Source organism: Brevibacterium sp. BRM-1, assembly GCF_026802075.1.
Classification (GTDB): domain Bacteria; phylum Actinomycetota; class Actinomycetes; order Actinomycetales; family Brevibacteriaceae; genus Brevibacterium; species Brevibacterium rongguiense.
Genome location: NZ_CP113788.1, coordinates 1,775,079 through 1,791,951 on the forward strand (window position 1 = coordinate 1,775,079; position 16,873 = coordinate 1,791,951).

Genomic DNA, 16,873 nt, shown 5'->3' on the forward strand with positions numbered 1-16,873 from the left:
AATCCCCTTCCAGGGGCGGCCCGGGTATCACCCCTGCGCTGCCCGCGGTCCGTGCCTGTGACTGCCGTGGCTATGACTGCCGGGCGACGACCTCGTAGCCACCGCCGCTGTAGACGAGCCTCCAGTCTCCGCCCAGATTCTTCGCCGCCCAGGACTCCACGGGCTCGTGCGTGTCGTCCGGGCGCAGGGCGATCGCATCGGGGCGGACTCCGCCCAGCGTGCTCGTCCAGTAGACGTGCGTCTTGGGTGCGAGGTAGGCGAGGAGGTGGAGGTCCGTGCCCACGGAGCCGTAGCGGCTGGCCGCCTGGACCGCGGGTCCGCCGTCGACCTTGTACCGGTCGGCGTCCCACAGCAGGTGGATGCTCGTCTGGCTCAGCAGCGCGACGGCGGTGATGGCCGCCACCAGGGGCGCGAAGTTCCGGTGGCGGCGCTTGGCAGCATCGACGAGAGCGACCACCGCGATCGGCATGAGGACGGCCGAGTAGTGGAAGCTGAGGTTCCAGTAGCCCTCGACGTTGCCCGCGAAGCGCCACGCCAGCGTGGGGAGCATGAGGAGGATGTAGGGCGAGCGGAGGCCGATGGCGCCGGCCGTGAGGGCCAGGAAGCCCACGGTCCCGAGCTTGGTCGTCAGGCCCTCGCGGATGGTCTGCGCCAGGGTGACGTTGTCCGTGTAGTCGTAGCCGCCGCCGGTGTTGAACATGGGGATGAAGACGAAGACGGCGTAGAGGAACCACATGACGCCCCAGACGGCGAAGCCCAGCGCCCAGCGGAAGTCCCTGCGGTCCTTGAGCCAGACGACGGCGCCGAACATCGCGACGGTCAGCCCCAGGTCCTCCTTGCAGAACACGAGCAGCCCGATGGCCACCGCGGCTCCGATGCGCCGCCCGCGCATCCACCAGACGAGCCCGAATGCCATGAGCGGCACCGCCACGGCGATCTCGTGGAACTGGGCGGTCACGGCATTGAGCAGCCCGAACGAGAAGACGTAGGCGAAGCTGAGCAGCCACGCGCCCTTCGTGCTCAGGCGCTCGAAGGCCAGGGAAGTCAGGGGCCAGGCCGAGGCCGCGAACAGCACGGTCTGGCACAGCATGAGGGTGAGGCCCGAGGGGAAGACGGCGAAGACGGGGGCGAGCAGGATGAGGATCGGGTGGAAGTGGTCGCCCAGCAGGTTGTAGCCGGGGCCCTTGATGTCGACGATGGGCGCCTGGAGCTTCGAATACTGGTCCATGAGCTGGGTGAAGATGCCCAGATCCCATGAGGGCGAGTAGTAGTTGACCCACATGAGGATCGACAGCGCACCGTAGAGCACGGCGGCCGTCAGCGCCGCGACTGCCGGGGCGAAGCGGGTAAGGAACGCCCCGAGCGGCGCGAGTGCTGCCGTCGTCCGGTCGCGCAATCCCGCCAGGCGTCCCCGCGCCGCCGAGGTGCCGGCCGGCGCGGCACCTCGCGCGCGGCCCCGCTGCCCGGCGCGTTCGGATGCTGCTTCCCGCTGCTCCGCTGCCGGACCTCCTGCGGCCCGAGCCGCGCCAGGGGCACCCCCGGAATCCGCGGGCGCCTGACGCGCTGCTGTGTGGTGCGCGGAAGAGGGCGGGACCGGCATGCGGGGATCCTTCGTCGAGGGCCTGCGCTGCACGGCGGGCGGCGCGCGGACCGGGGGTGCGGCAAGCGGAGGCGAGGCGGGTGTCCGGGCGGACGGGCTCCAAGCCGATCCTAACAACGCCCCTGTGGCCGCCCGGGAGCAATCTCAGCACCGGGCACGGCGCACCCGCACCGTGTGGCGGCCTCGTCACACCGTTGGCGCCTCAAGGGTGGGCGGGCATGGCAGAGTGATGCCGTACGGATAACCGAGCGTCCCATTCCTGAAGGAGACCGTCGTGATCGCGCTTCGCACAGCACTTCGCCCGCCCCGGCTCGTCGCCGCGGCCGCCGCCCTCACCGTCTGCCTGGCAGGCTGCTCCGGCGGGGGCGAGTCCCAGGGCGAGCAGGGAGACCAGCAGCAGTCCGCCTCGGCGCCGGCGGAGGGCGGCGCGGACCAGAGCGCGGCCGACGGCGAAGCCGATGCCGGTGGCACGGGTGCCACAGCCGAGGCCAGCAGTGGTGCAGACGGCTCCGGCAGCGCCCCCACGACACCGTCGACGAACGTGAGCGAGCGGTTCAAGGACTCGGCGAAGACGACCTCGTGGGCGAGCGACGGCTCCATGAAGGTCGACAAGAAGGGCAACGGCACGATCCCGGAGAAGTCACTCGAGTTCGATCTCAAGGACCTCTTCGTCAACAAGTTCGAGATGAAGGTCTCGAAGGTCGACTGCACGCGCAAGATGAACGTGAACTCGTGGCGCGGCTCCACGCTGTGCAATGTGACGGCGAACGGCAAGACGTACTTCGGCTCCGTCAAGCTCATCGACCACAGGGGCGACATGGTCAGGTACCAGCTCATCTTCCCCGGCATGAACAAGAAGGACCTCAAGCTCGACTAGCGGGCGCGCCGGTCGTGGCCGTCAGCGCGCTGGGGCACTGGGGGCAGGGTCAAGGTGCCTGCAGTCGCTCCCGCTGAGGTTCGGGCTCGTCTCCGCCCCCAGACCACTGGACCGCATAGCCAAGCTCGCGAAGGGCTATCGCCGCTTCTGCCGGGTCGTCGCGAACGGCACTGCGGGTCTGCGTATGCCGCCACCGCTCACGCCCCTCGCGCAGCGCCGCTTTGGCGTCCCCGGCATCGTCGATTCCGAACTCATCGATGAGCATCTCCAACACGTCTTCGAGGCAGGGTCGAAATCGATGTCCGCCGACGGGGAAATGCAGCTGGCTGAGCGCTGGAATGCCGGTGCTGTCGGCTCGTCGACGGGCTCGCTGAGTACCGCTTCCCGCGCGTGCCAGCACGTGGCTCAGCGCGTCGCGGTGGGCATGGACCTGGATATGCGCAACAGGCACCGAGTGGGTGCGCCTGTCGTATTCGAAGCGGAAGAGCGGTTCCCCACTGGCGCGCTGACCTGCGTGGACGGCAATCCCTGACTTTTCGACCGCAAGAAATCTGCCCACACCGTCAAGCACACACTGAAATCTCACCAGCAGCGTCAGCAGCGGTTCGCCTCCAACACGAAGGGGAACACCCTGCGCAGGAGTCTGCGAGACGACGAATCGATTGGCGTCCGCAACGGCCGTGGCCGCAAACGGGGAGCACCCGGGCGACACCGCCTGCACCGTGGCAGTCAGGTCGCCCGCGAACCGGGCCGCCTGGGTTTCGAGCACCGGGGTGTCAGTCACTGGTGAGGAACTCAAGATCGAGCAATCGGCCGTAGTCGACAAGTTCGTCGGCACTCAGCTCGAATCGCTCGCCGCGCTCCCGCAGAGCCCCGACATCCCCGATCCGCTCACGGAGTTCAGCCAGTTCCCGGCACGCCTCGCGCTTCGTCAGCACCACCGGCACGACTGGAGTCATCATGACCACCACCTCTCGTCCGAGTGAGTATCCACCAGTGACCCAGACGATACAAGGGGGCACTGACATAGCCGGAGACGCGAGACCCCCGCTTGCCCTCGAAGGGCAAGCGGGGGTCTTCACCGCGGAGGATAGGGGATTTGAACCCCTGAGGGCGTTAACCCAACACGCGTTCCAGGCGTGCGCCATAGGCCGCTAGGCGAATCCTCCGCGCAAGACTCTACCCGAGGCCCCGGCTTTTGCCGAATCAGCGGCGCCTGCGGCGAGAGGCGAGCAGCAGCCCCGCTCCCACCACCATGAGCGCGGCAGCGCTGCCGACTGCCAGGGCAAGCTCGGCACCCGTGCGCGGCAGTTGACCTGAGCCATGGGAGTCGTCGTCGCCACCCGGGGCGGGTGCGGGCGCCGGATCTGGGGCCTCACCCGGACCGGGGGCGGGCTGCGTCGTCGCAGACGCGCTCGGCGTGGAGCTCGCGTTCGGCGACGGAGCCTCACTGGGCGCCGTCGTCGCAGGCGGCGTGGTGGCGGGGGTCGTGGGCGCAGGCTCCGTGGTCGTCGGCACGGGAGCCGTCGTCGTGGGGGTCACCGGCGGCGTCGACGAGTCGCCCGAGCCCTCGCCGTTGCCGCTCATGTCGACCTTGTGCCCCGTGGTCAGGGGCTTGTCCCACTGGTCCGCGGTCAGCACGGCCGTGTTCGTGTACGTGCCGCCCATGGGCATCTGCACGCTGGCGTACAGCGCGGGGAAGATGACCATGTACCCGGCGGGGATCTCCGGGACCTTCGCCTGGAACCGCTCGGCCTCGCACGCTCCCTCGACCGTCTTCGCGATCGCCTTCTCCGCGTCGTTCATCGGCTGATCGCGCTGCTCGAACGCCCGGTTGGGCCCCAGCACCTGAACGGCCGACACATCGATGAAGGAGCAGTTGAAGGACCACTTCGTGTCCTCGGAGTCGTCCGTGACCTCGACGTTCGTCAGCCTCTCCTGCATGCGCGGGAACGCGATGCGCCACACGATCGCGCGGTCCGCGCTGAATGCCGGTTCCTTGAGGCCGACGCGCAGCCAGCCGTCCTTGTGGAAGCCCTCACCGGGGCCCTGACCGGGGTGGACCGTGATGTCGAGGGTCTTGGTCTGCGTCAGCCGGATCTTCCGCGGCCCCTCGGTGCCCTCACCGAGGGGGAAGATCTGCACGCGCAGCTCCACCCAGCCCTGCACGCCCTGGAGCTTGGCCGCTGCATCGTTGAAGACGACGGTGAGCTGCTGTGCCTGGGCGTCGAAGACGGCGCAGGCGATGACCTGGTTGCCGTGCGCCGGATCGGTCACGTCGAAGGAGGCACCTCCGACCTGCGGGGCGAGCCCGCTGTCCGCGGGCAGGGTGTAGGTGAAGTAGTCGCCCGTCTTCACGGACGCGAGCTTCTTGCTCTTGCCGAAGTCGATGTGCAGCTTCGTCTCCTGTCCCCAGGTGTAGTCCACACCTCCCGTCAGGGTGACGTCGTCATCGCCGTACGCGGCGGAGGAGATGTCGGTGCTGCCGGAGGCGGGGGCGCAGTCGGCCGCGCGAGCGGGTGCGGCGGCGAGGAGGACAAGGCTGCTGGCGAACAGCGCCAGGAGCGCGCCGAATGCGGCGAGCAGCCGCGGGGCGCGGAGGATGCGGGTCATGGGAGGCCATTCACTCGGGGGACGGAGGGGAGTGTGCTTGTGAGACTCAGCACGCACATCCGAGAGAATACATGCCAACCGCTTTTCGGACTAATCACCGACCGCGGCCACTGCCACCCGGGGCCCCCGTGCCCGACTGTCCCTTCCTCACGCATCCCCAACCACCCGCGCGGGCCCCCCGCCGCGCGCCTCGGCTACGCTGACACGCGCCGTGCACCAGGACCGTCGCGCGGCCCCGTTCCCTGCCGGTTCCCCGCGAGAGAAGAGACCCCTCCCCCATGAGCCCCCATGTCCTCTCCGCTGTCGCAGCGGTCGCCCTGGGCGCCGTGGCCGGCGTCGTGCTCTTCGTGCCGATCGTCGCGGGGCTCTACCACCGCCAGGGAGGTCTGTCGCTGGGCCGACTGCTCCTGTGGGGCGCGGCGCTCGTGTACTTCTGGGCGATCTGGACCTACACGCTCCTGCCGCTGCCCGCCCCGAACGCCGTGCGCTGCGCCGGGACGAATACGCACCTGGGGCAGTTCGCGGCGGACCTCGCACGGGCGTGGGCGGAGTCCGGCGGGGGCCTGCGGGCATTCGCGGCGAACCCGCTCGTCCTCCAGCTGGCGCTCAACGTGCTGCTCTTCGTCCCGCTCGGGTTCTTCGTGCGCGTCCTGGGCGGGCGCGGCCTCCTCACCGCCGGCGCCCTGGGCCTGGCGATCTCCGCACTCGTCGAAACCACCCAGCTGACCGGGGTGTGGGGCCTCTACGACTGCGCCTATCGCGTCTTCGACGTCGACGACATGCTCACGAACACCTCGGGCGCCCTGGTGGGATCCCTCCTCGCGCTCGCGGTCCCCCGCCGCCTCTGGGGCTCCAACGATGCCGCGCCCGAGGTGCCGCGCCCCGTCACGCGCCCCCGCCGCCTGCTCGGCATGTTCTCCGACTGGCTGGCCAGCACGCTCATCCTCACCGCCCTCACGGTGGGCCTGCGGCTGGGCGCCGAGCTGCTCGCCCGCGCGGACAGAGGCGCCCTCGCGCTTGCCCACTGGCCGGAGGCCATCGCGCTCGCCACCACGGCGGGGATCTGGTTGGCGACCACCCTGGCCACGGGCGCCACACCGGGTGACCTCACGGTGCGCCTGGCCTATCGCCGCCCCCGCATGGCGACTCCGCCGGCCCGCCTCCTGCGCTTCCTGTGCGGCAGCGGCGGCTACCTGCTCATCCTCCTGGCCGGGCAGGCCCTTCCGCTGCCGGGTGCGGCCGCGGTCTTCGCGCTCGTGTGCATCGTGCTCGTCTTGGCGCCCACCGGCCCGGGCGGACTGCCCGCCCTGGCCACCGGCGCCGCGCTGTGCGATCAGCGCTCACCGGACCGCGGGCCCGAGGCGCCGGCAGGCCCGCCCCAGCCGCACTCCTGAGCGCGCTCGCCTCCCCGCTCTCCGACGCGCCTGACCGCGCCCGCCGCCGCTACCGCGCTCGCGCGGCCGCGGTCGGGCTGTGCCGCGCTCGCGCCTGGGAGCGCTGGGCGTCCGCCTTGCCCTCCTCGACGATGAGCCCGTGGAGCTCGCCCAGCTCGCGCGCGCCCAGCGCCGAGGCCTCCAGGGCCGGCAGCACCTGCCGGCGGGTCGCCTCGTAGGAGCCGGGCACGGCGTAGTCGAACCGGGCCAGCAGCCTGCGGGCGTAGGCATCGGCGATGAAGGCGCGGCGCTCATAGCGGTAGAGGGCGATGACGTCCGCGGTCTCGGGCCCCACGCCCCGCAGGGCGAGGAGCTGGGCTCGCAGCTCCTCATCGCCGAGCGCCTCGGGCTCTCCGTCGCGCACCCACGCGGCGAGCCCCCGCACGGCTGCGGACTTCGCCGTCATGAAGCCGGCGGGGCGCACGGGGCCGGCCAGCGCCTCGGGATCGGCCTGCGCGAGCGCCTCCGGGCTCATGAGGCCGGCCTCGCGCAGGTTCGAGATGGCCGCGGCGGCGTTCTCCCAGCGGGTGTTCTGCACGAGGATGGCGGAGACCATGCGCTCGAAGGCGGACTCGGCCGGCCACCAGTCGTCCTGGGGGCCGTGCGCGGCGAGCAGCCGCTCGTAGAGCACGCCGAGGTCGAGGTCCGCGAGGCGGCGGGCGCCTGCGCTGGCGCGCGAGTCGCGTGGGGTGGCCATGCCCGCATCCTACGGACCCGCCCCCGGGGCCACGGCCTCGGCGACCGCCCCAGGCGCAGCCCACCCCCGTCCATTCGAGTCCAGCCCAGCTCAACGCGGTGACGGCCGGCGGCGGGGTCACGGCCAGCAGCACAGGCACGGCCAGCAGCGCTCACACGGCGCGCAGGCGCGGCGCACGGGCGGCCAGGGCGTCGATCGCACCGCTGCGGATGAGCTCGTCCAGGTGCTCGAGGCGGGACCGAGTGACCGCGTCCGCCGGCTGGAAGACCGTGAGCGTGAGCCGGCGGTCCTCCATGACTGCCAGCCCCACGGCGTAGAGCTCGAGGCGGCCGACGTAGGGGTTGTCGAAGACCTTGCGCGTGGTGGCCTCGCGCATGACCTCGCCGGAGTCCCAGGCCTGGGCGAACTCCTCCCACTCGCGCAGGCGCTCGAGGAACGCCGGCCAGCGCGGGTCATCGGGCACCTCGGCGAATGCCGTGCGCAGCTTGGCCACGTGCAGCCGCCAGTAGTGGGGATCGTCGGCCAGCGCCCGGCGCCAGGCGGGATTGCGCAGCGACTGGACCGTGCAGTTGGCATCCGCGGGGGATCCCACGAGCGCATGGGCATCGGCGATGAGGTAGCGGTAGCCCGCGTTGAACGAGTGCCAGTAGCCCAGCGCATCGGCCACCATCGCCGGCAGCGGGGAGAGCGCATCGAGCGTCTCGCGCAGCCGCGCGTCCATGGCGCCCACACCGGGAGAGGCGGCGCGCGCGGGGTAGCCGGCCAGGCGGAAGAGGTGGGCGCGCTCCTCGGAGCGCAGCAGGAGGGCATCGGCGATCGCGGCGAGCACCTCCTCCGACGGATGGACGTCGCGCCCCTGCTCCAGCCACGCATACCAGGTGGTGCCCACGTGCGCGAGCACCGCCACCTCCTCCCGGCGCAGACCCGGCACGCGCCGGCGGGCTCCGCGGGGCAGCCCCACGTCCTCGGGCCTGAGGCGATCGCGGCGGCTGCGCAGGAAGGCGGCCAGTTCGGCCCGGCTGATGACTGCCATGGGCCCATTGTGCCCACCGCAGGACCCGTCCGCCGCCGCGAACCGCTCCCCAGGGTGGTGCTCCGGGTGACAGGATGGGCAGACACTCCCCCAGGGCCCGCGCACCGCCCAGGCTGGCCCCATGACGCACACCGAAGCCCGCGCCGCGCACAGCGCACCGGCCGCCAGCCGCTCCATCCACCGCTCCGCCGACCCGGAGCCCGGACCCGCCCCACACCCCACCCCGGTCGGTCCCCCAGTCCACCGGAAGGAGGCGCGCATGAGTGCGAGGCAGCCGCGCCCGGCCCCGAGCCTGTGGCCCCTGCAGCTCGCGGCGTTCCTCGCGACCTTCGTCTTCTCCCTGGGCAACATCACCTCCCCCCAGATCCGCTCGGCCCTGGGCGCCGGCCCGGCGCAGCTCGCGCTCATCGTGGGCGCCTACGCCGCCGCCTTCGCGGCCGCGATCGTGCTCTGCGGCCGGATCGGCGACCGCTTCGGGCGCAAGCGCCTGTTCATCCTGGGCATGCTGGGGCTGCTGGCGACCTCGCTGCTCGTCGCGGGCGCCGCGAACGTGCCCATGGCGATCGCGGCGCGCGCCCTGCAGGGCTTCGCGGCGGCGGTGATGATGCCGCAGATCCTCTCGATCATCCAGCTCAGCGCCGTGGGCCAGGCGCGCGTGCGCGCCGTCAGCGCGTTCGGCGCGTTCTCCGGGGTGGGCACCGTGGGCGGGCAGGTGATCGGCGGTGCGCTCACCTCGCTCGGCGGCCCCGTCTGGGGCTGGCGCCTGGCGTTCGCCGTGTTCGCGGCCGCGTGCGGGGTGTGCGCGTGGGCCGCGCTGCGGCTGCCGGCCGACGCCGGGGAACCGGGCCTCCGCCTCGACTTCGCGGGGGCCGCACTGCTCGCCCTCGCCCTGGGCGGGCTGCTCACCGGCCTGGCGATCGGCCCGTCCACCGGCTGGGGCGCGGCCGCGCTCATCCCACTCTCCGCGGCGGTCGCCGCACTCGTCGCCCTCATCGTCCAGCAGCGGCGCGCCGAGGCGCGCAGCGCCCAGCCGCTGCTGCCGCCCCGCGTCCTGCGCAGCCCCGCGATCGCGGCGGGCATGATCATGGCCGCGGTCTTCTTCGCGGGCTTCGGCGCCTTCCTCTACAACTTCGCACTGCTCACCCAGTCGGCGCACGGCGATCCGGCGTGGCTCTCCGGCCTCACCCTGGCCCCCTTCGCCACCGCCTTCGTCATCGTCTCCGCGCTGTCCCACCGCATCAGCGCCCGCCTGGGCGGCCCCCAGGCCCTGCTGCTCGGGGCGCTCGTGCAGGCACTGGGGCTCGCGGGCGTGGGCGCACTCTCGCTGGTGGCCCCCGCGCACTGGGAGCTGTGGTTCCAGCTCCCCGGGGTCGTCCTGGGCGCCGGCCAGGCCCTGCAGTTCGCGCCGCTCGTTGCCACCGTCATGGCCGAGGTGCCGAGGCGCATCGCGGGTCTGACCGGCGGTCTCGTGTCGACGATGCAGCAGACGGGCATCGCGGTGGGCGTGGCCGTTCTCGGTTCCGCCTTCCAGGGCCTGAGCGCGCGGCTGGGCGCCGATCACGCCTTCGGCGTCGTCAGCCTCGTCCAGCTCGCCCTGGCCGCGGCGTTCGGGCTCGCCGCCCTGCGCCTGCGCCGGATCGCCGTCCGGCCCGCCCCCGAGCCGCCCGCCGGTCCCGCGGACCCGCCCGGCACCGCGCGGGACGCGTGAGGGCAAGGGGACCTCACGGAATACGCCGCCCGTCCGCGCACGTTGCGCTGGTGGCGGGGTGCCCGCCCGCCGGCCCCGCGCACGGGGCCGCTGGAGCAGCGGCATCCGCCGACCACGGGCGCGCCGGCCGCGGCGCGGCCCGGAACCTACGCACAGAAGGAGACGCCATGTCGGCAGCAGGCAAGAAGGTCGCAATCCTCGTCACCCGCGGAGTCGAGCAGCCCGAGCTCACGAGCCCCCGCGAGGCGCTCGATGCCGCGGGGGCGATCACCCAGATCGTCTCGCCCGCGGACGGCAGCCTCCAGGCCATGAAAGGCGACTGGGACCGCGGTGAGGAGTTCGCCGTCGATGTGCCGCTGGCCGATGCAGCGGCCGGCGACTACGACATGCTCGTGCTGCCCGGCGGCACGCTCAATGCGGACGCGCTGCGCGGGGACCCGCGGGCGGTGGAGTTCGTCAAGGCGTTCTTCGCGGCGCAGAAGCCGGTCGCCGCGATCTGCCACGCCCCGTGGCTGCTCGCCGAGGCGGGGGTCGCCCATGAGCGCAAGCTCACGAGTGTGGGCTCCATCAAGGTGGACCTCGTCAACGCGGGCGCCAAGTGGGAGGACTCGGAGGTCGTCATCGACGGCAATCTCATCACCTCGCGCACCCCGGCCGACCTCGAGGCCTTCGACGCCGCGATCGTCGCCGCGCTCGACTGAGCGCCCCCGCCGCGGTGTGCGCGCTGGACTGCGCGCACTCGCCGCGGCACCGTCCGCTGGGCTGGGCGCCGGGGCGCGGGGATTTCACTCCCGCGCCCCGGTGCCCTACTATGGAAGCGGCTCTTCGTGCGGCGTCACCCTGCGAATCCCCCAGGACCGGAAGGTAGCAAGGGTAAGAAGGCTCTGGCGGGTGCACGAAGAGTCCTTTTCTGCCCGGGCACGCCCACGCCGACGGCAGGTGTCACGATTCTGCAACGAATGCTGCAGGGATCTCCCCTGGTCACCGCCCCCCTCCAAGCCAATATCCCCGTGGACTCCCACAGGCCGGTCCCCGTCGTCATCGCGCGTTGACATTGGGCCCGTATCCTTTGTGAAAGCCATCCACATCCTCCACAGAGAGGCCACGCGTGTCCCGCCGTCTTCTTGCTGCCACCGCCCTCATCTCCTCCGCCGCGCTCCTCGCGGCCTGCACCCCCTCCGGTTCCGGCACCGGCGAGAACGCCTCGCACAACGGCTCCGCCAACACGGAGCAGGCCAGCCCCTCGATCAGCGTCGTCGACGCCAAGGGCAAAGAGGTCAAGACGGTCAAGGCCGGGCAGCACCTGACGCTCAGGGTCGAGAACGGCACGTTCGCCTCCGCGAGCGCCTCCGACTCGAAGCAGAAGGAGATCCCCGTCGACAAGGGGTCCCTGTCCAGCGGCGCGGACGCCGACGAGGCGGACACTACCGCGACGCCCAGCGCCCAGAATGCGGGCTTCACGGCCGCCAACCGCTCCTCGACCTCCGATTCGGAGCTCGAGGACAGCGACGCGGATTCGACCGCGTCCGCCTCGCAGGGGGCCGGCGCCTCCGATGAGAACTCGGAGGGCGCCTCGGCGGCCCCCAGCGCGGGAGCCTCCGATGACCCGGGCTCCGGTGAGGAGGGCACGACGTGGACCTCGGACTTCACGGTCGCCGGCAACTCCACCTATGAGTGGAAGGCGACGGTCAAGGGCAACGACGGCCAGTCCCACGAGGAGACCGGCACCGTCAAGACCTCCGAGCCCTCCAGCGAGACGACCCGCACCTTCACGGAGATCGCCGACGATGACACGGTGGGCGTCGCCGCGCCCGTCATCGTCAACTTCTCCGGCATCGTGCCCAAGAAGTACCGTGCCTCGATCCAGAACCGCATGACGGTCCAGGTCACGGACAACAACGGCAAGAAGCGCAGCGTCACGGGCGCCTGGGGCTGGCTGCCCGATGACGACGGCCACTCGAGCATCCACTACCGCACTGAGGAGCACTGGCCGGCCCACTCGAAGGTCACGGTCAAGCTGCCCATGAAGGGCGTGCAGACCTCGGACGAGACGTACGGCAAGAAGAACGTCACGCTCGACTTCAAGATCGGCCGCTCCCAGATCGTCAAGGCCAGCGCCAAGACGCACCGGATGACGGTGACGCGCGACGGCAAGAAGCTGTGGGACTGGCCCGCCTCGCTCGGCAAGCCCAGCTCCCCCTCCTACAACGGCGAGCACATCGTCATGTCGAAGTCGGCCGACTACACGATGACCTCGGAGCGCTACGGCTACTCGACGCCCGTCCAGTGGGCAGTGCGCATCCACAACAACGGCGAGTTCGTCCACGCGGCGCCGTGGTCCGAGGGCGTGCAGGGCAGCTCGAACGTCTCGCACGGCTGCATCAACCTCTCGACCTCACGGGCCGCGAAGTACTTCGCCTCCGCGAAGTACGGCGACCCGGTCTCCATCACCGGCTCGCGGGTCTCCCTCACGCCGGATTCGGGCGACGTCTCCGATTGGACGTACAGCTGGAAGCAGTGGCAGAAGCTCTCGGCCATCAAGAGCTGAGCCCCTCCCCCCTGCACGCACCCCACCGCCCCGGCCCACGACGGCCGGGGCGGTCGTGCGTTCCGGGAGGGGGGGACCCGTGCACCCGAACGTTCACCCCAGCGATGTCACCGACCGGGCACGTAGACCGTGCGCGCACCTCAGCCGTGCGCCGGCCACCGCACCCGCCACCTGCGCTAGGGTGGGCTCCACGACAGGGGAGCGCCATCGCGGGCGCTGAGAGTGCGGCAGCAGACCCTTCGAACCTGATCCGGTGAGCACCGGCGGAGGAAGTCGTCAAGCAGGGCCCCACGCGCCCGGCCGTGCCGCACCCCTCCCCGCAAGGAGGTCGACGATGAGCACCGCCACCACCATCACCACCGCCCCGGGCGGCTTTGCCGCCCAACTGCGCAAGCGCACCAGTGACACCTGGGACCGGGCGATCGGCCACCGCTTCGTCGAGGAGCTGTTCGACGGCCGCATCGACGACGCGGTGCTCGCCCACTACCTCGAGCAGGACTACCGCTTCTTCAATGCGGCCCTGTCGCTGTGCGCCTCGTGCGTCGTCAACGCCGACCGCGTGGAGCCCAAGCTGCGCTTCTCCGCCCAGCTGGGCTTCTTCGCCTCGGACGAGGACGGCTACTTCGAACGCGCCCTGGCGGCCCTCGGCTCGTCGACCGAGCGGGCCGCCGAGGCCCCCTGACCGCAACCTCGGCGGCGATGGTCGAGGGCATGCTCGACACGGCGCACGCCAACTCCTACGTCCGCAGCCTCATCGTCATGGCCGTCGCCGAGTGGCTCTACCTGGACTGGGGCGAGCGCGAGCTCGCCGACCCCAGCCGACCGGAGCACCTGGGCTGGATCGAGCTGCACCGCGGCGCGGACTTCCGCGCCTGGGTGCAGGTCATCGTCGACGAGCTCGACCGCGTGGGCGCGGACCTGGACGAGGCGGAGCGCGCGAAAGCCGCTGGCCTGTGGGATCGCTTCGTCCGCTTGGAGCTCGAGTTCTTCGACGCCGCCTACAGCGCGTGAGCGGTGGCGGGGCTCCCGGGCGGTGAGGCCATGCGGTTCTCGATCTGCGCGCCGGCCTCTGAGGCGCCACGCCAGCGCCTGAGCTCCCGTGCACCAGCGCCACATCCGTGCCCGAGCGCCACATCCGTGCCCGAGCGCCTCATCCGTGCCCGAGCGGTGCGGACCAAGCGGGGCGGGAGAACCACCGGCTCCCCCGCCCCGCGGCTCCCCCGCCCCCTCGCACCCTGGGGGGGGCGGTGCGGGCTACCCGACGAGCCGTGAGCGGATGAGGAACCGCTGGCCCGTGGGCGACTCCACGCTGAAGCCCGAGCCGCGGCCCTTGACCACGTCCACCGTCAGGTGGGTGTGCTTCCAGTAGCGGAACTGCTCCGCGGACATCCAGAATTCGAGCTCGGCCTGCTCGGCATCGACACCGGGCAGCGTGAAACGGCCCAGCAGCACATCGGCGTCGCTCGTGAGGAACTCACCGGCCGGATAGCACATGGGCGAGGACCCATCGCAGCACCCGCCGGACTGGTGGAACATGAGCTGGCCGTGCTGGCCGATGAGTTCGCGCAGGAGCTCGACCGCCGCCGGAGTCAGCGCCACCCGGGACTCGGTCTCACCGTCCAGGGTGGGCTGCGAATCCAGCGGACGGTCGAGTGCCTGCTCGCTCATCAGAAGAAGCCCAGCTTGCTCTCCGAGTAGCTCACCAGCATGTTCTTGGTCTGCTGGTAGTGGTCGAGCATCATCTTGTGGTTCTCGCGCCCGATGCCCGAGGACTTGTACCCGCCGAACGCGGCGTGGGCCGGGTACGAGTGATAGTTGTTCACCCACACGCGGCCGGCCTGGATCTCCCGGCCTGCGCGGTACCACGTGTTGCCGTTGCGGCTCCACACACCTGCGCCCAGTCCGTAGAGGGTGTCGTTGGCGACCTTCATCGCCTCCTCGAAGTTCGTGAACGAGGTCAGCGCGAGCACGGGGCCGAAGATCTCCTCCTGGAAGATCCGCATGCTGTTCGTGCCCTTGAACACGGTGGGCTGGATGTAGAAGCCATCGGCCAGGTCCCCGTCGAGGTGGGCCTGCTCACCGCCGATGAGCACCTCGGCGCCCTCCTGCTTGCCGATGTCGAGGTAGGACTTGATCTTCTCGAGCTGGTCGTTCGACGCCTGCGCGCCGATCATCGTGTCCGTGTCGAGGGGGTTGCCCTGCTTCGTGGCGCGCACGCGCTCGATGCCCGCGGCCACGAAGTCGTCGAAGATCCCCTCCTGGACGAGTGCGCGCGAGGGGCACGTGCACACCTCACCCTGGTTGAGGGAGAACATCGCGAAGCCCTCGAGCGCCTTGTCGTAGTAGCTGTCATCGGACTGTGCGACGTCGTTGAAGAAGATGTTCGGGCTCTTGCCGCCCAGCTCCAGCGTCACCGGGATGAGGTTCTGCGAGGCGTACTGCATGATGAGGCGGCCGGTGGTCGTCTCACCGGTGAACGCGATCTTGGCGATGCGCTTGTTCGACGCCAGCGGCTTGCCGGCCTCGACGCCGAAGCCGTTGATGACGTTGACGACGCCGGGCGGCAGGAGATCGCCGATGATCTCGATGAGCACCATGATCGAGGCGGGGGTCTGCTCGGCGGGCTTGAGCACCACGCAGTTGCCGGCCGCCAGCGCCGGTGCGAGCTTCCACACCGCCATGAGCAGCGGGAAGTTCCACGGGATGATCTGGCCGACGACGCCCAGCGGCTCGAGGAAGTGGTAGGCAACGGTCTCGTCGTCGATCTGCGAGAGGGAGCCCTCCTGCGCGCGGATGCAGCCCGCGAAGTACCGGAAGTGATCGATGGCCAGCGGAATGTCCGCCGCGAGGCACTCGCGGATGGGCTTGCCGTTGTCCCACGTCTCCGCCACCGCGAGCGCCTCGAGGTTGTCCTCCATGCGGTCCGCGATCTTGTTGAGGATGAGGGCGCGCTCGGCGGCGCTCGTCTTCGTCCACGTCTGGGCGGCCTTGTGTGCCGCGTCGAGGGCGAGCTCGACGTCGTCCGCGTTGGACTGGGCGACCTCGGTGAAGGGCTTGCCGTTGACCGGACTGACGTTCTCGAAGTACTTGCCGCTGGTCGGCGGCGTCCATTCGCCGCCGATCCAGTTCTCGTAGCGGGGCTTGAAGCTGACCTTTGCGTCCGGGCTGCCGGGCTGTGCGTAGACTGCCATGATTCTCCTCATTGAGATCCGGCGCGCGGTGCGTGCGCTCCGCGCGGCTGACGGCCGTTGCGAACGCCCGGTCCGGGCCATTCATGCGGCTTGCGTCACACCCTAACCGCTGGAGCGGACATGGCTCAACGGTGTTCCGCGGTTCGCCGTGGGCCAGCGCGGCTGCCCAATGGGCCACCTGCGGCGCCCCGGGGAGCCGGCCGCTGCGCCTGCGGCCGCGATGCCCGCGCGGGATCGACGCGCCCGCCTGCCCGCTCGTCGGTCGGCCGGCTGCCCAGGGCGCCGGACCCGGCTCAGCCGGCCGCGGGCGGGTCCTGCACCGGGGGCTGCGCCGTCAGCTGCGCGTAGACGTCCTTGGGCACCCGCCCCAGCAGGTAGAACTGCGGGTTGGGCGCCATCTTCGCCACGGTGGCCACCCGGTTGGACAGGCCGAAGAACCCCGTGATCGCCGCGATGTCCCACGCGTCCTCGTCGTCGAAGCCGTGCTCGTACAGCGCCGCCCGGTCCGCATCCCCCACCTCGCCGGGCCGCTCGCAGACCTTGAGGGCGAACTCGAGCATCGCGTGCTGGCGGGCGGGCAGGCCCGCGCTGCGCCAGTTGACCGCGACCCGGTCGGCGATGTGGGGGTCGCGCTCGAACAGCCGCAGCAGCGCGCCGTGGGCGACGACGCAGTAGAGGCAGTCGTTGGCCGCCGAGGTGGCGGTCACGATCATCTCCCGGTCCGCCTTCGTCAGCCCGCCGCCCTCCTTGCCCATGAGCGCGTCGTAGTAGGCGAAGAAGGCGCGGAACTCGGCGGGGCGCCGGGCTAGCGTGAGGAAGACGTTCGGCACGAAGCCGGAGGCCTCCCCCTCGGCGCGGATCCGGGCAAGGACATCCGCCGGCAGGCCGGACAGATCGGGGACGGGATAGGGCTCGGTGACGGCGTTGTCGCTCATGGGACCACTCTAGGGTCTCCGCGCTCCGCCCGTGGCCCGCTGCCCGAGGCGCTCCGGGGCTGCGAGCCCATCGGGCCGACGGGGCGGCGAACCCCATCGGGACGGTGAGGAGCGGGCCCCGCCGGACCGGTGGGGAGGGAACGCCCCCGGGCCGGTGGCGAGCGGGCAGCCCGGGCCAGACCGGCCCGGTGCCCGCGCGGGGACGGCCCGTGCCGCCTCGGGCGCCAGGGGCAGGACC

The 16,873-nt window shown here is 71.3% G+C and carries 16 protein-coding genes, 1 tRNA gene, 1 other RNA gene and 1 riboswitch; of the genes, 8 read left to right on the forward strand and 10 right to left on the reverse strand.

Annotated features, from left to right (window positions below; all coding sequences use genetic code 11):
- Positions 1-70: 70 nt before the first annotated feature.
- Positions 71-1,396 (reverse strand): DUF2079 domain-containing protein, encoded by a 1,326-nt coding sequence (locus tag BRM1_RS07785; protein WP_235936280.1) that lies wholly within the window; start codon positions 1,394-1,396, stop codon positions 71-73.
- Between the two features lie 478 nt (positions 1,397-1,874).
- Here BRM1_RS07785 and BRM1_RS07790 point away from each other — a divergent pair, with 478 nt between their 5' ends.
- The gene (locus tag BRM1_RS07790) at positions 1,875-2,477 is read left to right on the forward strand and encodes a hypothetical protein (protein WP_160952651.1); all 603 of its coding nucleotides are present in this window, start codon (positions 1,875-1,877) and stop codon (positions 2,475-2,477) included.
- Positions 2,478-2,526: 49 nt separating this feature from the next.
- Here the strand turns inward: BRM1_RS07790 and BRM1_RS07795 are convergent, their stop codons facing one another.
- The 4 genes from BRM1_RS07795 to BRM1_RS07810 form a co-directional block, all read right to left on the reverse strand.
- The gene (locus BRM1_RS07795) at positions 2,527-3,246 is read right to left on the reverse strand and encodes a hypothetical protein (protein WP_160952650.1); all 720 of its coding nucleotides are present in this window, start codon (positions 3,244-3,246) and stop codon (positions 2,527-2,529) included.
- 7 nt (positions 3,247-3,253) lie between these two features.
- Positions 3,254-3,439 (reverse strand): hypothetical protein, encoded by a 186-nt coding sequence (locus tag BRM1_RS07800; RefSeq protein WP_160952649.1) that lies wholly within the window; start codon positions 3,437-3,439, stop codon positions 3,254-3,256.
- A gap of 122 nt (positions 3,440-3,561) precedes the next feature.
- A tRNA-Ser gene (locus BRM1_RS07805) sits at positions 3,562-3,646 on the reverse strand.
- Between the two features lie 37 nt (positions 3,647-3,683).
- On the reverse strand, positions 3,684-5,090 hold the full coding sequence (locus BRM1_RS07810) for an Ig-like domain-containing protein (protein WP_268525004.1): 1,407 nt from the start codon (positions 5,088-5,090) through the stop codon (positions 3,684-3,686).
- A gap of 278 nt (positions 5,091-5,368) precedes the next feature.
- On the opposite strand from BRM1_RS07810, the gene BRM1_RS07815 reads away from it, so the two are divergent.
- Positions 5,369-6,484: a VanZ family protein gene (locus tag BRM1_RS07815; protein ID WP_268525005.1), complete on the forward strand. Its 1,116-nt coding sequence runs from the start codon at positions 5,369-5,371 to the stop codon at positions 6,482-6,484.
- Positions 6,485-6,533: 49 nt separating this feature from the next.
- Here BRM1_RS07815 and BRM1_RS07820 read toward each other — a convergent pair whose 3' ends face one another.
- Positions 6,534-7,220 carry an endonuclease III domain-containing protein gene (locus BRM1_RS07820; RefSeq protein ID WP_268525007.1) on the reverse strand — a complete coding sequence of 229 codons (687 nt, stop codon included), beginning with the start codon at positions 7,218-7,220 and terminating at the stop codon, positions 6,534-6,536.
- 151 nt (positions 7,221-7,371) lie between these two features.
- The gene (locus BRM1_RS07825) at positions 7,372-8,253 is read right to left on the reverse strand and encodes a helix-turn-helix transcriptional regulator (RefSeq protein WP_268525008.1); all 882 of its coding nucleotides are present in this window, start codon (positions 8,251-8,253) and stop codon (positions 7,372-7,374) included.
- Between the two features lie 259 nt (positions 8,254-8,512).
- Between BRM1_RS07825 and BRM1_RS07830 the strand changes: the two genes are divergently transcribed.
- The 6 genes from BRM1_RS07830 to BRM1_RS07855 all read left to right on the forward strand — a co-directional run bounded on the left by BRM1_RS07830 (position 8,513) and on the right by BRM1_RS07855 (position 13,520).
- Positions 8,513-9,961, forward strand: coding sequence for an MFS transporter (locus BRM1_RS07830; protein ID WP_268525010.1), 1,449 nt, complete (start codon positions 8,513-8,515; stop codon positions 9,959-9,961).
- Between the two features lie 167 nt (positions 9,962-10,128).
- Complete coding sequence (locus BRM1_RS07835; protein ID WP_160952643.1) at positions 10,129-10,662, forward strand: type 1 glutamine amidotransferase domain-containing protein; 534 nt, start codon at positions 10,129-10,131, stop codon at positions 10,660-10,662.
- A gap of 115 nt (positions 10,663-10,777) precedes the next feature.
- Positions 10,778-10,872: signal recognition particle sRNA small type (gene ffs, locus BRM1_RS07840), an RNA gene on the forward strand.
- Positions 10,873-11,069: 197 nt separating this feature from the next.
- Positions 11,070-12,509, forward strand: a complete 1,440-nt coding sequence (locus BRM1_RS07845) for a L,D-transpeptidase (protein WP_268525012.1) — start codon at positions 11,070-11,072, stop codon at positions 12,507-12,509.
- Positions 12,510-12,694: 185 nt separating this feature from the next.
- Positions 12,695-12,798: riboswitch (TPP riboswitch) on the forward strand.
- Between the two features lie 45 nt (positions 12,799-12,843).
- The gene (locus BRM1_RS07850) at positions 12,844-13,191 is read left to right on the forward strand and encodes a hypothetical protein (RefSeq protein ID WP_268525014.1); all 348 of its coding nucleotides are present in this window, start codon (positions 12,844-12,846) and stop codon (positions 13,189-13,191) included.
- Between the two features lie 17 nt (positions 13,192-13,208).
- Positions 13,209-13,520, forward strand: coding sequence for a hypothetical protein (locus tag BRM1_RS07855; RefSeq protein WP_268525015.1), 312 nt, complete (start codon positions 13,209-13,211; stop codon positions 13,518-13,520).
- A 243-nt stretch (positions 13,521-13,763) separates the two neighbouring features.
- On the opposite strand, the gene BRM1_RS07860 is transcribed toward BRM1_RS07855, so the two are convergent.
- The 3 genes from BRM1_RS07860 to BRM1_RS07870 form a co-directional block, all read right to left on the reverse strand.
- A complete protein-coding gene (locus BRM1_RS07860) occupies positions 13,764-14,177 on the reverse strand; it encodes a DUF779 domain-containing protein (RefSeq protein ID WP_160952640.1) in 414 nt (137 codons plus the stop codon).
- Positions 14,177-15,700 carry an acetaldehyde dehydrogenase ExaC gene (exaC, locus tag BRM1_RS07865; RefSeq protein ID WP_160952639.1) on the reverse strand — a complete coding sequence of 508 codons (1,524 nt, stop codon included), beginning with the start codon at positions 15,698-15,700 and terminating at the stop codon, positions 14,177-14,179. Before exaC ends, BRM1_RS07860 begins: the two co-directional genes overlap by 1 nt.
- A 293-nt stretch (positions 15,701-15,993) precedes the next feature.
- Positions 15,994-16,635, reverse strand: a complete 642-nt coding sequence (locus tag BRM1_RS07870) for a peroxidase-related enzyme (protein ID WP_268525019.1) — start codon at positions 16,633-16,635, stop codon at positions 15,994-15,996.
- Between the last annotated feature and the right edge of the window lie 238 nt (positions 16,636-16,873).

Coding starts and splice junctions, on each gene's coding strand:
- BRM1_RS07820 (WP_268525007.1), bottom strand. CDS start 7,220: ATGGCCACCCCACGCGACTCGCGCGCCAGCGCAGGCGCCCGCCGCCTC.
- BRM1_RS07810 (WP_268525004.1), bottom strand. CDS start 5,090: ATGACCCGCATCCTCCGCGCCCCGCGGCTGCTCGCCGCATTCGGCGCG.
- exaC (WP_160952639.1), bottom strand. CDS start 15,700: ATGGCAGTCTACGCACAGCCCGGCAGCCCGGACGCAAAGGTCAGCTTC.
- BRM1_RS07825 (WP_268525008.1), bottom strand. CDS start 8,253: ATGGCAGTCATCAGCCGGGCCGAACTGGCCGCCTTCCTGCGCAGCCGC.
- BRM1_RS07835 (WP_160952643.1), top strand. CDS start 10,129: ATGTCGGCAGCAGGCAAGAAGGTCGCAATCCTCGTCACCCGCGGAGTC.
- BRM1_RS07870 (WP_268525019.1), bottom strand. CDS start 16,635: ATGAGCGACAACGCCGTCACCGAGCCCTATCCCGTCCCCGATCTGTCC.
- BRM1_RS07855 (WP_268525015.1), top strand. CDS start 13,209: ATGGTCGAGGGCATGCTCGACACGGCGCACGCCAACTCCTACGTCCGC.
- BRM1_RS07800 (WP_160952649.1), bottom strand. CDS start 3,439: ATGATGACTCCAGTCGTGCCGGTGGTGCTGACGAAGCGCGAGGCGTGC.
- BRM1_RS07850 (WP_268525014.1), top strand. CDS start 12,844: ATGAGCACCGCCACCACCATCACCACCGCCCCGGGCGGCTTTGCCGCC.
- BRM1_RS07860 (WP_160952640.1), bottom strand. CDS start 14,177: ATGAGCGAGCAGGCACTCGACCGTCCGCTGGATTCGCAGCCCACCCTG.
- BRM1_RS07815 (WP_268525005.1), top strand. CDS start 5,369: ATGAGCCCCCATGTCCTCTCCGCTGTCGCAGCGGTCGCCCTGGGCGCC.
- BRM1_RS07830 (WP_268525010.1), top strand. CDS start 8,513: ATGAGTGCGAGGCAGCCGCGCCCGGCCCCGAGCCTGTGGCCCCTGCAG.